This is a genomic window from Maribacter arenosus (assembly GCF_014610845.1).
Taxonomy (GTDB): domain Bacteria; phylum Bacteroidota; class Bacteroidia; order Flavobacteriales; family Flavobacteriaceae; genus Maribacter_A; species Maribacter_A arenosus.
In genome coordinates this window covers 420,872-440,150 of record NZ_JABTCG010000003.1, presented here as the reverse complement: position 1 = coordinate 440,150, position 19,279 = coordinate 420,872, and the positions used below count along the sequence as shown (strand labels likewise).

Below are 19,279 nucleotides of genomic sequence, written 5' to 3'. Positions count from 1 at the left end.
GTCGAGATGCCTTCATAAAATGCCACAGCAAAACCACAAGCAAGCACTCCAAGATCCGATTTTCAAAGTCCTTTCCGAAGCAGCTGAGCAGCTTGGGGTCGAAAGCTATGTAATCGGAGGTTTTGTACGCGACTATTTATTGAAAAGAGGCATCCCAAAGGATATCGATATAGTTGCAGTAGGTAGCGGTATTGAATTGGCCAAGGTAGTAGCCTCTAAGTTTCCCGGAGATCCTAAAATATCAATTTTCAAAAACTTTGGTACAGCCATGATAAAACATGGGGATATAGAGTTGGAGTTTGTAGGAGCCCGTAAGGAAAGCTATGATCGCAATAGTCGTAAGCCCTTTGTTGAGGATGGTACCTTACAAGAAGACCAAGAGCGCCGGGATTTCACAATAAATGCCTTGGCATTATCATTGAACAAATCAAATTTTGGGGATTTGTTGGACCCTTTTAATGGGATTTCGGATTTGAAAAATAAGATTATCAAAACGCCCTTAGCGCCCGATATCACTTATTCTGATGACCCTTTACGTATGATGCGTGCCATTCGTTTCGCCTCTCAATTGGAATTCACTATTGAGTTGAAATCACTACTGGCCATCACTGAAAATAAGGAACGAATTAATATCGTTTCCAAAGAACGTATTGTGGAAGAGCTCCACAAGATATTGGCAAGCAAAGAACCATCCATAGGTTTTTCCCTACTGCATAAAACAGGACTCCTGCAATATATACTTCCTGAACTTACCGCCTTGGAAGGCATTGAAGAAATAGAAGGCCAACGCCATAAGGACAACTTTTGGCACACACTTGAAGTCGTCGATAATATTGCTAAAACAACGGATGATCTATGGTTGCGCTGGGCTGCCTTATTACATGATATTGGCAAGGCACCAACAAAAAGATTCCATAAAAAAATCGGATGGACCTTTCATGGCCATGAATTTGTCGGTTCAAAAATGGTTTATAAACTCTTTAGAAGATTACGAATGCCTTTGAACGACAAAATGAAATTTGTCCAGAAAATGGTATTGATGAGTTCCAGACCTATTGTACTTTCGGAAGATTTTGTTACAGATTCGGCGGTTAGAAGGTTGGTTTTCGATGCCGGTGACCAAGTTGATGACCTCATGACCTTGTGTGAGGCTGATATTACTACGAAGAATCCCAAAAAACAAAAGCAGTACAAAAACAACTTTAAATTGGTACGTCAAAAAATCATTGAAGTCGAGGAACGTGACCATATCCGAAATTTTCAACCCCCGATTTCCGGTGAGGAAATTATGAAGACTTTCAATCTTCAGCCATCAAAGGAAATTGGAATCATAAAGGCAGCCATCAAAGAAGCCATTCTGGAAGGTGAAATCCCCAATGAATATGGTGCAGCCAAATCGTACATGTTAAAAAAAGGTGCTGAATTGGGCCTAGTATCTCAATAATAGGTATGCAGCGTTTAATTTGTTGTTTAGGCAAATAAATTAACAATGTTATCGATAAACAACATTTCTTGGGACTTTCACTTATACTTCAAAATAGTATTACCTATGAAAGAAAGGGTGAAAATAAACTGCCCAATGATTGTAGCAATGGCATGCCTTGTTTTAAAACAAACCACCAGAGCAATAGAAAATCGGGATTTATACACATTAAATGAAATACACAAACCTTAAATAAGGGCTTTATTAGCTCCTTTTTTTATGGTTTTATTCTTCTACATCCATTTGAATATTGGAAAAGAGTAGTAATTTTGCACGCATAATAAGACTACCATAGATGTTCAAAAATTTCCATACGATTGCCAAAACTTCCTTGGTTTTGGTTTACTTGGTGATTATTGCAGGAGCTGTTGTACGAATGACCGGAAGTGGCATGGGGTGCCCCGATTGGCCCAAGTGTTTTGGCCACCTTATTCCCCCTACCGACGAATCCGAGCTACAATGGAAACCTGATCACGTATATCAAAAAGGACAGGTCATCATCCTGAATGAATCACTTCAAGTGGCCAAAGATGATTTTGTAAGTGGGAATCAACTTGAACTCGAACATTGGGCACCCTATACAAAACACGATTATGCCGAATTTAACCCTTGGCATACCTGGATCGAGTTCATAAACCGACTCTTTGGTGCCTTGGCTGGTCTCGGCACATTGGTGCTAGCTATTGTTTCTATTGGGTATTGGAAAAAAAAGAAAAGTATCACACTATTGTCCTGGTTGGTAGTATTCGGCATGGGCTTTCAAGCCTGGCTCGGTGCTACTGTAGTCTATTCCGTATTGGATCCCTTTAGGATTACCTTGCACATGGTTATGGCATTATTGATCGTCGCCTTACTGCTTTACTTGGTTTTCATTTCCAAGAAAAAAAGAAAAAACTACAGATATAATGCTAAAACCGTTGTTTTTCTGTCCATTGTTTTTGGCCTGACTCTGGTCCAAATTGTTTTAGGTACACAGGTAAGACAGTTTGTCGATGAACAGATCACCGAGGTGGGCGAAATTGCTAAAAATCTTTGGTTACACCAACCCTCAATGTCCTTTTACATCCATCGGTCATTTTCTATAATCGTCGTCCTTTTCAATCTTTATTTAGCATATAGGATTTATAAATTGAATTTGGGACTCACTAAAATAAATTGGGTTCTACTCATTCTCCTAATTGAAATCATAACAGGCATGGCGATGTTCTACTGGGATTTCCCATTTATGAGCCAAACTATGCATTTGGTGTTGGCTTCACTACTCTTTGGTGTACAGTTCTATTTGGTGTTGGAATCTTACAATGCAGGTAGAAGTCATAAATCTTTGTAACTTTGCTTTCTCGCAAAAATAGAGTTAATGATATATAAGATCCGGATCATCTTGGATGCCGATGAGGATATCTTTCGGGATGTGGAAATTGAGGCGCATAATTCAATGGAGGAATTTCATAATACCATAGCCCAGTCCTTTGGTTTTTTGGGTAATGAAATGGCCTCATTTTACACCTGTGATGATGATTGGAAACAAGATGAGGAAATCGCCTTATTTGATATGGGCGAAAATGATTCTGATGTTCGAATGATGAATGAGACCAGCCTAGAGGATGTGCTTTCCAAGAAAACACCTAAACTTATTTATGTTTATGATTTTTTGAATATGTGGACGTTCTTTGTCGAATTGGCCGATATTGTATCGGAAGAACCCGGACGATCATACCCTAATGTACTTTTTAGTTTTGGGGAATTGCCAGAATTCCCCCCAGAACGTAAATTCGAAGCTGAAAATTCATCTTTGGATATTGATGACACTTTTGAAAACTACGACGATTTGGATTTTGATGAAAACTGGAACTGAAAATTAATTGGCAGGGGGCAGAAAAAATACGATGAAGAAAGCCCAATGTTTTTCGACCTGTTGAATTCATTGAATTTTTACTTTTACTCTTTTACTCTTTAGCTTTTTTACTTTTACAATTAACCCATGATTCCCACCTTTGCAGGAATGAAAAAAAAAGAACAAAATTAATGATCAATCTGTACCCCACCCATATCGAAAGTATATCGTTGCACCGTGTTGGCAATAAGAACAAAAACGAAGGCATATTCCTATCGACAGAACCATTTGGTCTTAATGACGAAACTACTGGACTGCTAAAAGAATATTTTCTTAAACCCTTTAGGGAAAAAGAAGAGAATTATTTCAAACTCACCCATGAGGTAGATGTAGAATTCAATGAAATCCATAAAATAGCTACCGATATATTCAAGGATCCCGATTGTATTCATGACCGATCAAAAAAAATAGCGACCCACCTTTTTGAACAATCCAACCATCCGCATATTAAAAGTGGGGAGGTTTATGTCGCCTATTTAACCGGCATTTTATTGAACAATGAAAAAGTAGACGCCATCGGTATTTTCAAGAGTGAAGTAAAACATGATTTTCTTCAGTTCGAGGAAAAAGGCAACAATTTGGACTTAGTGATCCAACAAGGTATCAACATCAACAAACTCGACAAAGGCTGTCTTATCTTCAATAGCAACCAAGAAGAAGGGTATAAAGTACTTTCTGTTGATAGCAATCGCTATGATGCTAAATATTGGCTAGAGAATTTCCTAGGTGTAGATGCTTTGGCCGATGAGAATTTCTACACCAAGAATTACCTGAAATTCTGTCAAAATTTTGCGAAAGATGTAGTTTTACCAGCGGAAGACAAACAACAGGAGGTTTTATTCATGAACAAGGCGGTAAACCATTTTGCCAAAAATGACGCTTTTGAAGAAAGTAATTTCTTGAACGAGGTCATGGAAAATCCTGAGTTAATCCCTGAATTTAAACACTACAAGGTTGAAAAAGGACCCAAATACAGCATTGAGGATGTCTCTTCTTTTGAAATTGCCAACAAAGCGGTCTCCGATGCCCGGAAAAAGATAAAAAATGTCATCAACCTAGATACCAACATCCAAATTAAATTAAACTTTATCAATTCGGATTCTGCTGAAAAATTCGTTGAAAAAGGATGGGACGAGGAAAAACAGATGTACTATTATCTGGTATATTTCAATAAAGAACAAAAAAGTTAGGTTGCCGATGATAGATTGAGAGTCTCGGGCACAAAATAACTATTCCCATATATTTATCTATATAGTTGGGAGTATCGCATATTGATCAACGCTTAAAACAGGGGATCTATCAACTGCAACTGCCGACTTAAAAACTAAATCTTGATCTTGTGCTCGATGATCTGTTTCATACTTACCCCTTGATAATTACGCTTAACAAAATCTAAGGCAAGGTCTAAGATTTCTCCCATCGTCTTGCATTTTTTGAATTGTACATCCTTGGTCAGCTCAAATATTTCGGATTTTAGTCGTTTCACATTTTCAGGTAATGATATATTATCTTTTTTACAGATTTTATCCAATAATTTTATGCGATCCCCAGAACTTAAGATCCGTTTTGCAATAATCGATCTTTCCTCTAATTTGTATTGGTCTATGGAATCTTTCATCAATTTCTTACGCACCAACTCCACCATTAAAAAATTCTCCTTGAAGAATTGTGGACGGTATACCTTCAATTTTCCTTCGAAACACTGTTGGTCAAAATCTATAGCCCTGATTTTATAAACCACATGGTCAAAATCGTGGGTAGCTACAATAACATAGTTGTAAGAGCGCATATCGCCCAATAAACGGATCATGCAGCGTTCATTGAATTTAACAAACTCCTTTGCCAATTGGGCTTTCTCGGTTTCAGAACACTTTGGCAACATCTCCTTGATGAAAAAGTCCCCTGGAATTCCTGCAATATGCTCTTCGATCAACGTATCCTTATACACCAAAAAATTCAGATTGTAGGGTGAAAGAATATGCTCTAACTCCAATCCGTAGATCCGGGAGGCGTCGGTTTTCTTTACATAGAAATACGTAAAATTATCATTTAGGATATTCCTGACCTTTATCCGAAAGGGTTTGGAATTCCCGAAAGTGCAATAATCAACGGCATCTACATTTAAATATTGATCTATATGGGCACTCCCATCGGAATGCAAGAGAGAGTAGACCCGTTTAAGACTGGTATCTATCTCTTTCCGGTCAAATTCATTATAATAAACCCTTACCCAAAGGGTATCCTCTTCATTGGAATCATAGACCACCACAGAACCAATAAAGCGCAATAAATCTTCATAAAAAATAGGAAGTTCTATTTTTCTGCTATACTGATCCAAATAAGCATCTAACGCATCACAAACCGGATAGGCCGGTTTTTTCTTTGACATAAGTTTCTCTTCCAACATGCCTCTGTTTTTTATTAAGTGGTTACCCCTGTAACAAATTTAAGGTTTATGCGTCAAGTTAGTATAAACCTCCTAAAAATATCGCCTATTTTGGAAAAGATACTCACGGTAAACAACCTCACTAAAAAATTCGGTTACCTCACCGCTGTCAAAGACCTTTCCTTCTCTATCGAAAAGGGTAATGTTTATGGTATTTTAGGACCTAACGGCAGTGGAAAATCGACTACTTTGGGTATTGTCCTCAATGTCGTGAACCGCTCAAGTGGGGAATTTTCATGGTTTAATGGTAATACCTCAACCCATGAGGCATTGAAGAAAGTTGGTGCAATCATCGAGCGTCCTAATTTTTATCCGTATATGACCGCCATTCAGAACTTGAAATTGGTCTGCAAAATCAAGGAGGTGTCTGATGATAAAATCGAGGAAAAACTGGCATTGGTTGGATTGCTAGATCGCAAAAACAGTAAATTCAGGACCTATTCCTTAGGAATGAAACAACGGTTGGCCATTGCATCTGCCTTATTGAACGACCCGGAAATATTGATTCTCGATGAACCTACCAACGGCCTGGATCCCCAAGGCATTCATCAAATTAGGGAAATCATAAAAAAAGTAGCCTCCCAGGGCACCACGATCTTATTGGCTTCCCACCTTTTGGACGAGGTGGAAAAAGTCTGTAGCCATGTAGTTATTCTAAGAAAAGGACAAAAATTATATTCGGGACGTGTCGACGGCTTGATGGCAAGTCATGGTTTTTTTGAATTAAAATCGGGAAACACCGATTCGTTGTTGGCTTTTTTAAAGAGCAACCCAAGTTTCAGTAAGGTAACTACCAATGGAAATGGACTCATCACCGCTTTCCTTAGTGAAGAAATGAACTCGGAAGTTTTAAATAGAACTCTGATGGAAAAGGGAATAGTTCTTTCACATTTAGTGAAGCGTAAGGAAAGTCTCGAGGAGCAATTCTTGGCATTGACTAAAAATGAAGCCAAATAAATTAAAATAGGTATGTTACGATTATTACATATAGAATTCATAAAACTTTGGAATAACAGGGTGAGCAGAATATTGATTATTTCATATTTTGTGCTGCTTACTTCCATTGCCTTAGTTGCTGCTATTAAGTTCGATATTGGTCCGATAAAATTTCATTTGGCAGAACAGGGTATTTTCAATTTTCCCTATATATGGCATTTTAACACGTTCGTTACGGCTTTCTTTAAATTGTTCTTGGCAATTGTCATTGTTTCCATGATGGCCAATGAATACAGTAATAAAACCATAAAACAGAACCTGATCGACGGGCTTTCAAAGAAAGAGTTCGTTCTTTCCAAATTTTTGACCGTGATATCGTTTTCGCTTATATCTACACTCTTTGTTTTTGTGGTCTCCATGGTCTTAGGACTAATTTATTCAGATTATAATGAGTTGAGTATCATCTTTTCAGACTTGGAATTTCTACTGGCGTTTTTTGTAAAACTGATGGGGTTTTTCTCCTTCTGCCTTTTTCTTGGCATTTTGGTGAAACGTTCGGCTTTCGCCTTGGGTTTTCTGATCTTATGGCAAGTCTTCGAAGGCTTTGTACGCGGTATGTTACGGTGGAAGGTTTTTGATGGGGACACCACCGATCTGGTCATGGGATTTTTCCCCCTCAATGCCATGTGGAAATTGATCGACGAACCATTTAGCCGCTTAGGTGCCGTTCAATCTGTTGCAGATCAAATCGGTGAGAAATTTGAAATGGACTATGGGGTACACTGGTACGAGATTTTGATCGTATTGGGCTGGACGTTCCTATTTGTATATTTCTCATACGTCTTGTTGAAAAGGAGAGATCTTTAGACTTGCCCTATAAATACAGCATAACCATAGGAATAATTCTTTCAGCCTATTAAGGTCCGTTGGGTTTCTTAATCGTGGTTGAATGTCTTTGATCTTTGAATAGTGGATGCTGATTGCCCATAGGGATAACAATAGGATTATTTTAAGATAACCTTACTCGATTTAATCGCCGTCCTTTTGTATTTTTAAAAAATGAAATTTAAGGTCGTATCCGAATTTAAGCCAACAGGCGATCAACCAGAAGCAATAAGGCAGTTGGTCAAGGGGATCAATACCCAGGAACCCTATCAAACGCTTTTGGGGGTAACGGGTTCTGGTAAAACGTTTACCGTTGCCAATGTAATTGAGGAAGTGCAACGCCCCACATTGGTCCTTGCCCATAACAAGACATTGGCCGCCCAATTATATTCCGAATTCAAGCAGTTTTTTCCTGAAAATGCTATAGAATATTTTGTTTCCTATTATGACTACTACCAACCTGAGGCTTATATTCCCACCTCAGGACTTTATATTGAAAAGGATTTGTCTATTAACGAGGACATTGAGAAACTTAGATTGAGTGCCACATCTTCCCTGCTTTCAGGCAGAAGGGATGTTCTTGTTGTGGCATCGGTATCTTGTTTATATGGGATTGGGAATCCGGTTGAATTCCAAAAGAATGTAATCAGTATTCAAAAAGATCAAGTTATCGCACGTACCAAGTTGTTGCACCTGTTGGTACAAAGCCTTTATTCAAGGACCTCGGCCGATTTTAGAAATGGGAATTTCAGGGTCAAAGGCGACGTTGTCGATATTTTTCCCAGTTATGCAGACCACGCCTTCAGGATCCATTTCTTTGGCGATGAGATTGAAGAGATAGAGGCTTTTGATCCATTCAACAACAACGTTATAGAAGCCTATGAAAATTTGAATATCTATCCGGCAAATATGTTCGTTACCTCGCCCGATATTCTTCAAAACGCTATTCATCAGATTCAAGATGATTTGGTACATCAAATCGAATACTTCAAGGAAATAGGAAAACCACTGGAAGCAAAAAGGTTGGAAGAACGTACCAATTTTGATCTGGAAATGATTCGGGAATTGGGGTATTGCTCCGGCATTGAAAACTACTCACGTTATTTGGATGGCCGTGAACCCGGAACCCGACCCTTTTGTCTCTTGGATTATTTTCCACAAGACTATCTCATGGTCATCGATGAAAGCCATGTCACCATTCCGCAAGTACATGCCATGTACGGTGGAGATAGGTCACGAAAAGAAAATTTGGTAGATTACGGTTTTCGTTTGCCAGCAGCCATGGACAATAGACCCTTAAAATTTGAGGAGTTCGAAGCACTTCAAAATCAGGTGATCTACGTCAGCGCTACCCCTGCCGATTACGAACTACAGCTTTGTCAAGGTGTTTATGTGGAACAGGTAATAAGACCCACTGGATTGTTAGACCCTGTTATAGAAGTAAAACCTAGTTTAAACCAAATCGACGACTTGATCGAGGAAATTCAACTAAGGGTTGAAAGGGACGAAAGAACCCTGGTCACGACCCTCACCAAACGAATGGCAGAGGAATTGACCAAATATTTATCGCGAATCAGTGTTCGCTGCAGGTATATTCATAGCGATGTGGATACCTTGGAACGTGTTGAGATCATGCAAGACCTTCGTAAGGGCATTTTCGATGTGCTCATTGGGGTTAATTTGCTGCGAGAGGGCCTCGACTTACCCGAAGTTTCATTAGTGGCCATTTTGGATGCCGATAAGGAAGGTTTTCTACGTAGCAACCGATCGTTGACCCAGACCGTTGGGAGAGCGGCAAGGCATTTACAAGGCAAGGCCATTATGTATGCCGATAAGATAACTGCCAGTATGCAGAGGACCATAGATGAAACCAATTACCGCCGGGAAAAACAAATTGCTTATAATACGGCCAACAACATTACCCCAAAGGCCTTGAACAAAAGTCTGGATAGCGCTTTGGCGAAGAATTCCGTCTCTACCTACCATTTTGAAAAAGAAGAATTAAGGGCTGCCGAACCGGATCTGGATTACTTGACCAAAGAACAAATTGAAAAATTGATTCGTGACAAGAGAAAGGCCATGGAAAAGGCCGCCAAGGAGTTGGACTTTATGCATGCCGCCAAATTGCGTGATGAGATTAAAATGTTACAAAAGCAAGACTAATTCCCCCTATCAATGGAATCCCAAAAATCTATGAATCTTATAAGTAGGTTAAAACACAATACAAACCCAAGAACGCACTTTTCTTTTTATATAGTGCTGCCGCTGCTGATGTGTTTACTTACAAGTCCAACAATATGGTCCCAACAGCTTACCAAAGATCAAATATCCGGATTGGCACGTAAAAAATTACCTGCCGCGGTTTTTGGTTTAAAAGAGTTTCTAGGACTAGCGAATGATGGCCATTTTCCGAAACAGGCCAAAAATAATGCCCATTGGTGCGATAGTGTTTTCAGGAACTTGGATTTTCGGACAGAAGTTTTGCACACAGAAGGAATACCCCTTTTATTCGCGGAAAGAAGGTATCACAAAAAGGCTAAAACCATACTCTTTTACCTCCAGATCGATGGCCAGCCGGTGGATAGTTCGCAATGGGACCAGATCAACCCATATAATGCAGTCCTAAAAGAAAAAAAGGGTGGGAGTTGGCTACCGATTGATTTTAAAAGGTTACAAAATGAATATAATCCGGAATGGCGGATTTTTGCCCGTTCCGCTTCCGATTCCAAAGGGCCGGCAATGGCTTTCATTACGGCTCTTGAAATTCTAAATGAACTTAAAACCAAGCCTCGGTTTAACGTTAAAGTCATCATGGACTTTCAAGAAGAAATGGGCTCTCCTTTTCTTGCGAAAACGGTAGCTAACAACAAGGAATTGTTGGAAGCCGATATGCTTCTTATTATGGACGGTACCCGCCACGTGTCGAACCTTCCAACCCTTACATACGGGGCTAGGGGAATAGCAACGGCCCAACTTCGGATTTTTGGGGCAAAACAAGACCTTCATAGTGGTCAATATGGAAATTTTGCACCAAATCCTGTTTTTAACGCCGCAAAACTTTTGGGAAGCCTAAAAGATAAAAATGGAAAGGTCATGATTCCTGGTTTTTATGATGGCATTGAGATAAGTGACTCCAAAAAATCATTGATCAATACGGTACCGGAAAATATTGACAGTATAAAACAACGATTGGGAATCGCGAACATTGATGCTATTGGGAATACGTATCAGGAAGCACTACAATTTCCCTCATTGAATATCAGGGGATTACGAGCAGGTTGGGTAGAAAAAGAGGTGCGTACCATCATTCCATCGGAAGTCATTGCTGAAATTGATATGCGACTGGTCCCCGAATCGGATGGCAAACGTTTAATGGAACTTCTAAAAACATATATTCAGGACCAAGGATATCATTTGGTCGATGCCATACCTACCGAACAAGAACGAAGCACTTTTCCCAAATTAGCTTCCTTTGCCTATAGGTTGGGGTCTTTGCCCTTCCAAACCCCTATGGAATCGGATATTGGGCAATTTTTGAATAGGGCCTTAAAAAAGGTCTTTGATGATCAGGTTGTTAATATGCAAACCACCGGGGGCTCACAACCGATTGCCCCATTCATCAATACGTTAGGTATTCCTGCTGTATCCATAAGAATCCCAAATCCGGATAACAATATACATGGACCGAATGAAAATTTGCGGATCGGTAATTATCTGGAAGGTATAATTACATGTTTGGCAGTTTTAGATGAAAAGCTATAAATGTGAAAAGCGTCCCAAGGGACGCTTTTCAATGCTGAAGACCCTACCACTGGTAGGTGTACAGCATCCTGACATCTGCTCGGCAGACACTCAGGACTAACCAACTAAACCAACCATTATGAAATTTCCCAGAACGGGAACTACATAAATTTTTTAGCCAATTACGACAATTCGATCATTCTTTTGGGCTTGGGCAATGCCTCTTCCTTTTTCGGTAATTTGAAAGTTAAAATCCCATCTACGTAAGTTGCCTTGATTTTGTCCTCATCAATCGTTTCCGGTAGGGTAAATGCCCGGTTAAAGGAAGCAAAGGAAAATTCCCTACGTGTAAAATTTTCATTTTCAACGTTTTCCTCTGATTTGGTTTCTGAAGAAATTGTCAAAACATTTTCATTGACCTCTATCTGAAAATCTTCTTTCTTTCGTCCAGGTACGGCCAATTGTAGTTCGAAATCTTTTTCGTTCTCCTTAATGTTTACGGCAGGTACATGCGCTTTAAAATTATCCATACCTCCGAACCAATCCGGTTTGAATATTTCGTTCATTAAAGTTGGGAACAAAACATCATTTCTCTTTATTAAACTCATAACTTCTATTTTTAACGGTTAAAACTTAAACTCGCTTATGAATAGACAAAAGATATACCAATGGATTAAATATGTCATTATGACGCTTATACTTGGCGGATATGCGTCAATATGTCATCTTTCTTGACCTCTTTCGAGTGATGAAGCGAAAAAGTTAGTGACTAGGAGATGTTTTAATTGTAATATGCCCTAAAAATATCCAATAATACTTGGGGAGGTACAATCTTGTTAGGATATTGATGCATGATGGATAGGACTTGTTCTATGGCAGATGGCGGTAATCCCATTCGTAAACCGATATTGTGTATTTGGTTTATTTCTGAAAGATCCTGCTCTTTATCGACATTCATAAGTAACACCAACCTGTGGAATTGCAAGATTCTATCGGCTTCGGATTTTGGAATAACATGTTCGGCCTCTTCTTGAAAAAGGGCCTCGAAAGCCTCTTGCCCGATCCCTAATTGTTCTGCAACACTTTGGAGAAAACCGTATTCTTCAGGCTTCACCTTATTATCCACCTTCGCAAAGGCGATCATTTCTGAAAGTATACTCAATTTTTCTTTATGTGTTCCCATAATCAATTCCTCATTTCGGTTACCTTATTATTATTCAATGGTTTCCTGGACTATACCGTCCTTTTCAATCTTTTTTATTTATAAATGGGTAAAGGTATAACTGAAAATACGTGCCTTTCGTATAATTAATCCTGGTTTTCCGCCAAAATACCAATAGCTATACTTAATTTGCATACGATTTAAAAAGTTGGGAATATGACAAATAACGATATCTTTAAAAAGCTCAGGGTAGCCCTGATGTTAAGGGATGACGAAATTGTAGAAATTCTGAAATTGGCAGATTTCAAAATAACCAAAAGCGAATTGGGCGCATTATTCAGAAAAGAAGACCACCCTAATTATATGGAATGTGGTGATCAAATCCTCCGAAATTTTTTAAACGGTCTTGTGATCCATTTAAGGGGCACCAAGGAAAATCCGAAAACCCCGGGTGAAGTGTTATCCCTGAAAAATGTCGAAACAAAGATTCCACCCAAGAAAAAACCAGGTTTTGAAACAAAACAGCGAAAAAAATTCTCACCAGATATTTCATCTGTAAAATATAAGAACAAAAAAAAATCCTGATTTCAACATGAATGTCAAAATCAGGATTCCATTAAGTCTTTAATGATTATGCGCCTGCAACCCTAATAGGTATGGTAAACTTCTCACCTTCCTTAAAATTCGCAATATTGACCTTTTTGTAGTTCAATCTATACTTTACAAAAGATTCTAATCTTTCATTATCCGTATCAACGGATAAAACCACAATCTCTCCCTGATTGTTCAATGTAAATCTTACTTGTGCCGTTAAATTAACATCGTCATTGGTAAAGGAAGTGTTCTCTAAAAGCTCTCCAATTTGAGAGGAAAGGTCTTTTAATGGATTGTCTTTTTCCACATTGTTGGCGAAAATGTTACCTGTCACTAGCAGCATTGCAGCCACGAATACTAAACTCAATTTTCTCATGATTTGATTGTTTAATGATTGATAAATAATTGATGATTACTTAAAAGACGGGCCACACGGATTATTGTTACAGGATTTTTATCAATTAACAAAATTTTAATCCTTGCTATGCTTGTATCGGAAGCCATAGAAAGATGAATTTGCAAATGATATTTGATTTGAAAGGATTGCAAAGGACCATATCAATGGGCCATTCATAAGACATAAAAAAAGAGCACAACGTATTGGCAGTGCCCTTTTTATATATTGCTTAATGGATTTTAATCAACTTAAGACTTCCTTTACCTTGTCAGCCGCCTCCTGAAATTGCACAGCAGAATGTACTGCCAATCCGGAATTATCGATAATCTCCTTGGCCAACTCCGCGTTGGTCCCCTGTAAACGGACGATTATTGGGACTTTAATGGTATCGCCCATATTTTTATAGGCATCAACGATGCCTTGGGCAACCCTATCACAACGAACAATGCCTCCGAAAATATTGACCAATATTGCTTTAACGGCAGGGTCTTTTAAAATAATTCGGAAAGCCTCCTCTACCCTTTTGGCATCGGCTGTACCGCCAACATCCAAAAAATTCGCAGGTTCGCCCCCGGCCATTTTAATTAGGTCCATGGTGGCCATTGCCAATCCGGCACCATTTACCATACAACCTACATTGCCATCCAAATCGACATAACTCAACCCTACGGCCCTTGCCTCAACTTCGATGGGATTCTCTTCACGCAGATCGCGCATCTCAGCATATTGTTTTCTTCGATACAAAGCATTGTCATCGATAGAAACCTTTGCATCGACCGCCAAAATCTTGTTATCCGAAGTTTTTAAAACCGGATTGATTTCGAACATATTTGAATCGCTCTCCACATAGGCCTTATAAAGGGAGGTAACAAATTTGGTCATTTCTTTAAATGCGGTTCCGGACAGACCTAGGTTAAATGCAATCTTACGCGCTTGAAAGGGAAGAAGCCCTGTTGCAGGATCTACCTCCTCTGTAAAGATCAAATGGGGTGTCTTTTCAGCTACCTCCTCTATATCCATTCCTCCTTCTGTAGAATACATAACCATATTACGCCCCTTGCCGCGGTCGAGCAATACAGACATATAGAACTCACTGGTTTCACTTTCACCAGGATAATATACATCCTCGGCGATCAATACCTTATGAACCTTCTTTCCTTCCGCCGATGTTTGGGGAGTAATAAGGTTCATCCCAATAATATTACCCGCAATTTCTTCAACTTCCTTTAGGTTCTTCGCCAATTTTACCCCACCGCCTTTTCCACGACCGCCAGCATGTACCTGTGCTTTTATAACAAACCAAGTTGTTCCTGTCTCCGCAGTTAATTGTTTGGCCGCAGCAACAGCTTCCTTGGGGTTATGTGCCACAATACCACGTTGTATACGCACACCAAAACTCGCTAAAATCTCTTTTCCTTGATATTCGTGAAGGTTCATATGGGTTTCTTAAAGGTTAGGTAGCAAAAATAGGAAACACACCCGATTTACCCTAATGTATTTAAAGTGTTTTATCGAATTTTAAAATCCTCAAAATCAAGGGGGTCGAAATTCTTGAAATCACCATTCATTTTAATGACTCCTTTGGCTTTGTCCACTGCCTTCAATACTCCTATGGTTGTGGACAAATGGGAATTTATATATGATAATCGCTCACTTTCCTTGGACATTTGTAATAACTGATACTCCTGCTCGAAAGAAAGCCCTATTTTATGGATTATACCATACATATTGAATTTGTCGATCGGCATGAACGTAAAAGGAACGTCCATGAGCTCATAAAGCACCTTGATTTTATTCAGAACGCCCATTTTCAACTCCTGAGTGGCATCACGAATGTTTTCGAGTAGTTCAACTTCGCCACCGGCATATAATTTACCCGGCAACTTGTTTTGAAAAGACATTACCTTGAATACCTGTCGCCCAACACAGACTACATCCATCTCCCCTCCTTCGTAGGTATTGACAACCTCTACAAGTTGTACCTCGGTACCATAGGCTATTTGATTATAGATATAGACAGGTATACCAAATGTGACTGCCTCGTTCCGGCAGTCTTGGATGAGTTGTTTGTACCTTTCCTCGAATATATGCAGTGGTACGGTCTCGCCCGGAAAAAAAATGGATTTAAGTGGGAATAATGGCAATAGCATGTTTGGATTTTTGTTAAAAATACAACGTGTTCGTGATTGCCGCAAATAAACCAAGAGCCTTAAAAGTTATATTTACAACATTTTGTTTCATTTATAAATCAAACCCTAATTTTCTTGTTCAAACCAATTTAGAATCCTAGTTTTGCCCAAACTCAAAAGGATTACAATGAAGAATGCTGATTTATTGAAGATCGCCAAAACATATGGCAACCCGGTCTATGTTTATGATTCGGACAAAATCATTTCCCAGTTCAATAGGTTGACCCACGCATTTAAAGGGGTTAAACATTTGCAATTGAACTACGCCGCCAAAGCCTTATCCAATATCGCTATTTTACGTTTGATGAATAGTTTGGGCAGTGGTCTGGATACGGTTTCTATACAGGAAGTACAACTCGGCCTATTGGCCGGTTTTAAACCCGAATCCATTATATTCACTCCCAATGGTGTTTCTTTAGAAGAGATTGAGGATGCGGCCAAATTAGGGGTTAAAATCAATATTGATAATTTATCTATACTTGAACAGTTTGGTAGCAAACATCCAGATATACCGGTATGCATTCGAATAAACCCCCATGTAATGGCGGGTGGCAATTCTAATATCTCAGTTGGCCATATAGATTCCAAGTTTGGAATCAGTATACATCAAATCCCCCATTTATTAAGAATCGTTGAATTGACCAAAATGAACATCAATGGCATTCACATGCATACGGGAAGTGATATTTTAGATATTGATGTTTTTCTTTACGCGTCCGAAATATTATTTGAAACCGCCAAAAATTTTAAAAATTTAAAATTCATCGATTTCGGCAGTGGTTTTAAAGTTCCTTATAAGGCTGGGGATATTGAGACCAATATAGAGGAGTTGGGCAAAAAGCTGACCGATAGGTTCAATGATTTTTGCAAGGAATACGGTCGAGAACTTACATTGGCGTTTGAGCCCGGTAAATTCCTCGTAAGCGAGGCAGGTTACTTTTTGGCCAAGGTAAACGTGGTCAAACAAACAACCTCAACGGTTTTTGCGAGTGTGGATTCCGGGTTTAACCACCTGATAAGGCCCATGTTGTATGGGGCCAACCATAGTATTGAGAATATTTCAAATCCCGAGGGTCGTGAGCGCTACTACTCAGTGGTAGGCTATATTTGTGAAACCGATACTTTTGCGAACAACCGAAGAATCAATGAAATTTCTGAAGGCGACATCCTATGCTTTAAGAATGCCGGCGCCTATTGCTTTACGATGGCGAGCAACTACAACTCAAGATTTCGACCTCCAGAGGTACTATGGCATAACGGAAAAGCAGTTTTAATACGAGAAAGGGAAACGTTCGATGACCTTATTAAGAATCAGGTAGATGTTAAAGACCTTTTTTTAGAGAAAAAGCAAAAAATAGTAGCGAAATAAAGCTTAAAAAAAATCGTTAGTTTTGGTACAGTTGTTGGACTAAACAGCAAAATCTATTTCTAATGAAACAAAATATGTCTTTTTTATATAAAACAATCCTATTTGTATTTGTTGGATTGATTTCTTTTATGGGTAATGCCCAGAAAGTGGAATGGTTGAGCTGGGATGAAGCTGTAAAACAATCCCAGACCGATGAGGTTCCCAAGAAAATCTTCATTGATGTGTATACCGATTGGTGCGGTTGGTGCAAGAAAATGGATAAAGACACTTTTCAAAACCCCGAGGTAGCGGCATATATGGCAATAAATTTTTATATGGTGAAGTTAGACGGGGAAGGTAAGGACCCCATTGAGTTTCGAGGTCAGACCTATAAATTTGTCCCTTCCGGAAGAAAAGGATACCATGAGTTCGCCGCTGCTTTGATGCAGGGCCGTATGAGTTATCCGACGACCATCTTCCTAGATGAAAAAATGAACATGTTATCCCCTGTCCCAGGTTACCAAAAACCAAAACCCTTTTTGAATATTGCCCGCTATTTTGGGGATAATATTTATTTAGAAAAAGATTGGCAGACCTATAGTGGAGAGGGTAAATAATCTAAAAAAGAGCCAATAAAAATGGCTCTTTTTTTATTCAATAAATATTTAACACTTTTTACCTACTGTAATTCGGGGACTCTTTTGTAATGGTGACATTATGGGGGTGGCTTTCATTTATGCCACTGGCAGTTATCTTAATGAATCTTCCGTTTTCCTTTAAAGCATCGATATCCTTTGCACCACAGTATCCCATTCCAGCGCGAAGTCCTCCGACAAATTGATGGATACTCTCGTAGAGTTCCCCCTTATAAGGAACCCTACCTACGATTCCCTCTGGAACCAATTTTTTGATATCATCCTCCACATCTTGGAAATAACGGTCTTTGGACCCCTTATTCATGGCCTCCACAGAACCCATTCCCCGATACGACTTAAACTTTCTTCCTTCGTAGATAATGGTTTCCCCAGGAGATTCTTTGGTACCTGCCAAAAGTGAACCTAACATTACTGTATCGGCCCCTGCAGCTATGGCCTTAGGAATATCACCCGTATAACGGATTCCACCATCTGCAATCACAGGAACACCGCTGCCTTTTATGGCCGCCGCAACTTCCAAAACAGCCGAAAACTGCGGGAAACCTACCCCTGCGACCACTCGGGTCGTACAAATAGATCCCGGTCCTATACCTACTTTTACGGCATCGGCCCCTGCTTCTACCAAATACTTGGCGGCCTCCCCAGTGGCGATATTGCCCACAATAACATCGAGTCGTGGGAATTTCTTTTTTATTTTTTTAAGCACATTAACCACTCCTTTGGTATGGCCATGTGCTGTATCAATAACTACAGCATCAACACCTGCGCCGACTAAAGCCTCGGCCCTCTCGACAGCATCTCCCGTAACCCCTAACGCGGCCGCAACCCGAAGACGACCATATTGATCCTTGTTCGCAACGGGTTTCTGTGTAAGTTTCGTAATATCCCGAAATGTAATTAACCCTATCAATTTATTGTCTGCATCTACAACGGGAAGTTTTTCTATTTTGTTTTCCTGTAAGATATCTTCAGCTTGTTCTAGGGAAGTACCTTCGCCAACGGTCACCAAGTTTTCTGTGGTCATTACCTCGGAAATAGGCCTTTCATTGTTTTTTTCAAATCGAAGGTCCCTATTAGTAACAATACCAATTAATTTACCGGCATCATCAACAATGGGTATACCACCAATACTGAATTCTTTCATATTGGCCTTCGCATCCTTGACCAAGGCGGTTGAAGGTAGTGTTACCGGGTCTAAGATCATACCACTTTCCGCACGTTTCACCTTTCGTACCTTCAATGCCTGTTGCTCAATGGTCATATTTTTATGCAATACCCCTATGCCTCCCTCTTGTGCCATGGCAATGGCCATTCGGGATTCTGTAACCGTATCCATAGCCGCTGAGACAATAGGTACATTTATCGTAATATTCCTTGTGAATTTGGTCTTGATACTAACCTCCCGAGGTAGTACTTCCGAAAAGGCGGGCACCAGTAGAACATCATCATATGTTAAACCTTCCCCGAGAATTTTATTTTGGTGAGCTTCCATGCAATTAAGGATTAATTGCGTGCAAATATACTACTTTTAAACCTATTTCTTAGTTA

General features: G+C 39.5%; 18 protein-coding genes. 11 read left to right on the top strand and 7 right to left on the bottom strand.

All coding sequences use genetic code 11. The features are described 5' to 3' along the window. The first annotated feature begins 19 nt into the window (after window positions 1–19). From HPE63_RS10005 to HPE63_RS09990, 4 genes are all read left to right on the top strand, one after another. Window positions 20–1,444 carry a CCA tRNA nucleotidyltransferase gene (locus tag HPE63_RS10005; RefSeq protein ID WP_188314126.1) on the top strand — a complete coding sequence of 475 codons (1,425 nt, stop codon included), beginning with the start codon at window positions 20–22 and terminating at the stop codon, window positions 1,442–1,444. Window positions 1,445–1,778: 334 nt separating this feature from the next. After that, window positions 1,779–2,813: a COX15/CtaA family protein gene (locus HPE63_RS10000; protein ID WP_188314125.1), complete on the top strand. Its 1,035-nt coding sequence runs from the start codon at window positions 1,779–1,781 to the stop codon at window positions 2,811–2,813. 27 nt (window positions 2,814–2,840) lie between these two features. Continuing rightward, complete coding sequence (locus HPE63_RS09995) at window positions 2,841–3,338, top strand: IS1096 element passenger TnpR family protein (RefSeq protein ID WP_188314124.1); 498 nt, start codon at window positions 2,841–2,843, stop codon at window positions 3,336–3,338. Window positions 3,339–3,508: 170 nt separating this feature from the next. Beyond that, entirely contained in the window at window positions 3,509–4,567 is a 1,059-nt protein-coding gene (locus HPE63_RS09990) for a nucleoid-associated protein (RefSeq protein WP_188314123.1), read from the top strand. Window positions 4,568–4,701: 134 nt separating this feature from the next. Here HPE63_RS09990 and HPE63_RS09985 read toward each other — a convergent pair whose 3' ends face one another. After that, window positions 4,702–5,784, bottom strand: coding sequence for a hypothetical protein (locus tag HPE63_RS09985; protein WP_188314122.1), 1,083 nt, complete (start codon window positions 5,782–5,784; stop codon window positions 4,702–4,704). 90 nt (window positions 5,785–5,874) lie between these two features. Here HPE63_RS09985 and HPE63_RS09980 point away from each other — a divergent pair, with 90 nt between their 5' ends. From HPE63_RS09980 to HPE63_RS09965, 4 genes are all read left to right on the top strand, one after another. Then, window positions 5,875–6,780, top strand: coding sequence for an ABC transporter ATP-binding protein (locus tag HPE63_RS09980; RefSeq protein ID WP_188314121.1), 906 nt, complete (start codon window positions 5,875–5,877; stop codon window positions 6,778–6,780). A gap of 12 nt (window positions 6,781–6,792) precedes the next feature. Then, a complete protein-coding gene (locus HPE63_RS09975) occupies window positions 6,793–7,626 on the top strand; it encodes an ABC transporter permease (protein WP_188314120.1) in 834 nt (277 codons plus the stop codon). A 192-nt stretch (window positions 7,627–7,818) separates the two neighbouring features. After that, window positions 7,819–9,807, top strand: coding sequence for an excinuclease ABC subunit UvrB (gene uvrB, locus HPE63_RS09970; RefSeq protein ID WP_188314119.1), 1,989 nt, complete (start codon window positions 7,819–7,821; stop codon window positions 9,805–9,807). 171 nt (window positions 9,808–9,978) lie between these two features. Beyond that, window positions 9,979–11,406, top strand: coding sequence for a M20/M25/M40 family metallo-hydrolase (locus tag HPE63_RS09965; protein ID WP_188314118.1), 1,428 nt, complete (start codon window positions 9,979–9,981; stop codon window positions 11,404–11,406). A 161-nt stretch (window positions 11,407–11,567) separates the two neighbouring features. Here HPE63_RS09965 and HPE63_RS09960 read toward each other — a convergent pair whose 3' ends face one another. Next, on the bottom strand, window positions 11,568–11,993 hold the full coding sequence (locus HPE63_RS09960; protein WP_188314117.1) for an Hsp20/alpha crystallin family protein: 426 nt from the start codon (window positions 11,991–11,993) through the stop codon (window positions 11,568–11,570). Between the two features lie 173 nt (window positions 11,994–12,166). Continuing rightward, window positions 12,167–12,568, bottom strand: a complete 402-nt coding sequence (locus HPE63_RS09955) for a TerB family tellurite resistance protein (protein ID WP_188314116.1) — start codon at window positions 12,566–12,568, stop codon at window positions 12,167–12,169. A gap of 195 nt (window positions 12,569–12,763) precedes the next feature. Here HPE63_RS09955 and HPE63_RS09950 point away from each other — a divergent pair, with 195 nt between their 5' ends. Beyond that, window positions 12,764–13,132, top strand: coding sequence for a DUF1456 family protein (locus HPE63_RS09950; RefSeq protein ID WP_188314115.1), 369 nt, complete (start codon window positions 12,764–12,766; stop codon window positions 13,130–13,132). 46 nt (window positions 13,133–13,178) lie between these two features. Here HPE63_RS09950 and HPE63_RS09945 read toward each other — a convergent pair whose 3' ends face one another. The 3 genes from HPE63_RS09945 to HPE63_RS09935 form a co-directional block, all read right to left on the bottom strand. After that, on the bottom strand, window positions 13,179–13,517 hold the full coding sequence (locus HPE63_RS09945; RefSeq protein WP_188314114.1) for a hypothetical protein: 339 nt from the start codon (window positions 13,515–13,517) through the stop codon (window positions 13,179–13,181). A gap of 264 nt (window positions 13,518–13,781) precedes the next feature. Continuing rightward, on the bottom strand, window positions 13,782–14,975 hold the full coding sequence (gene sucC, locus HPE63_RS09940; protein WP_188314113.1) for an ADP-forming succinate--CoA ligase subunit beta: 1,194 nt from the start codon (window positions 14,973–14,975) through the stop codon (window positions 13,782–13,784). Window positions 14,976–15,046: 71 nt separating this feature from the next. Continuing rightward, a complete protein-coding gene (locus tag HPE63_RS09935; RefSeq protein WP_188314112.1) occupies window positions 15,047–15,688 on the bottom strand; it encodes an LON peptidase substrate-binding domain-containing protein in 642 nt (213 codons plus the stop codon). Between the two features lie 166 nt (window positions 15,689–15,854). On the opposite strand from HPE63_RS09935, the gene lysA reads away from it, so the two are divergent. Then, window positions 15,855–17,096 carry a diaminopimelate decarboxylase gene (lysA, locus tag HPE63_RS09930; RefSeq protein WP_188314111.1) on the top strand — a complete coding sequence of 414 codons (1,242 nt, stop codon included), beginning with the start codon at window positions 15,855–15,857 and terminating at the stop codon, window positions 17,094–17,096. A 62-nt stretch (window positions 17,097–17,158) separates the two neighbouring features. Continuing rightward, the gene (locus tag HPE63_RS09925) at window positions 17,159–17,692 is read left to right on the top strand and encodes a thioredoxin family protein (protein WP_188314110.1); all 534 of its coding nucleotides are present in this window, start codon (window positions 17,159–17,161) and stop codon (window positions 17,690–17,692) included. A 58-nt stretch (window positions 17,693–17,750) separates the two neighbouring features. Here HPE63_RS09925 and guaB read toward each other — a convergent pair whose 3' ends face one another. After that, on the bottom strand, window positions 17,751–19,223 hold the full coding sequence (guaB, locus tag HPE63_RS09920; protein ID WP_188314109.1) for an IMP dehydrogenase: 1,473 nt from the start codon (window positions 19,221–19,223) through the stop codon (window positions 17,751–17,753). Window positions 19,224–19,279 lie beyond the last annotated feature (56 nt).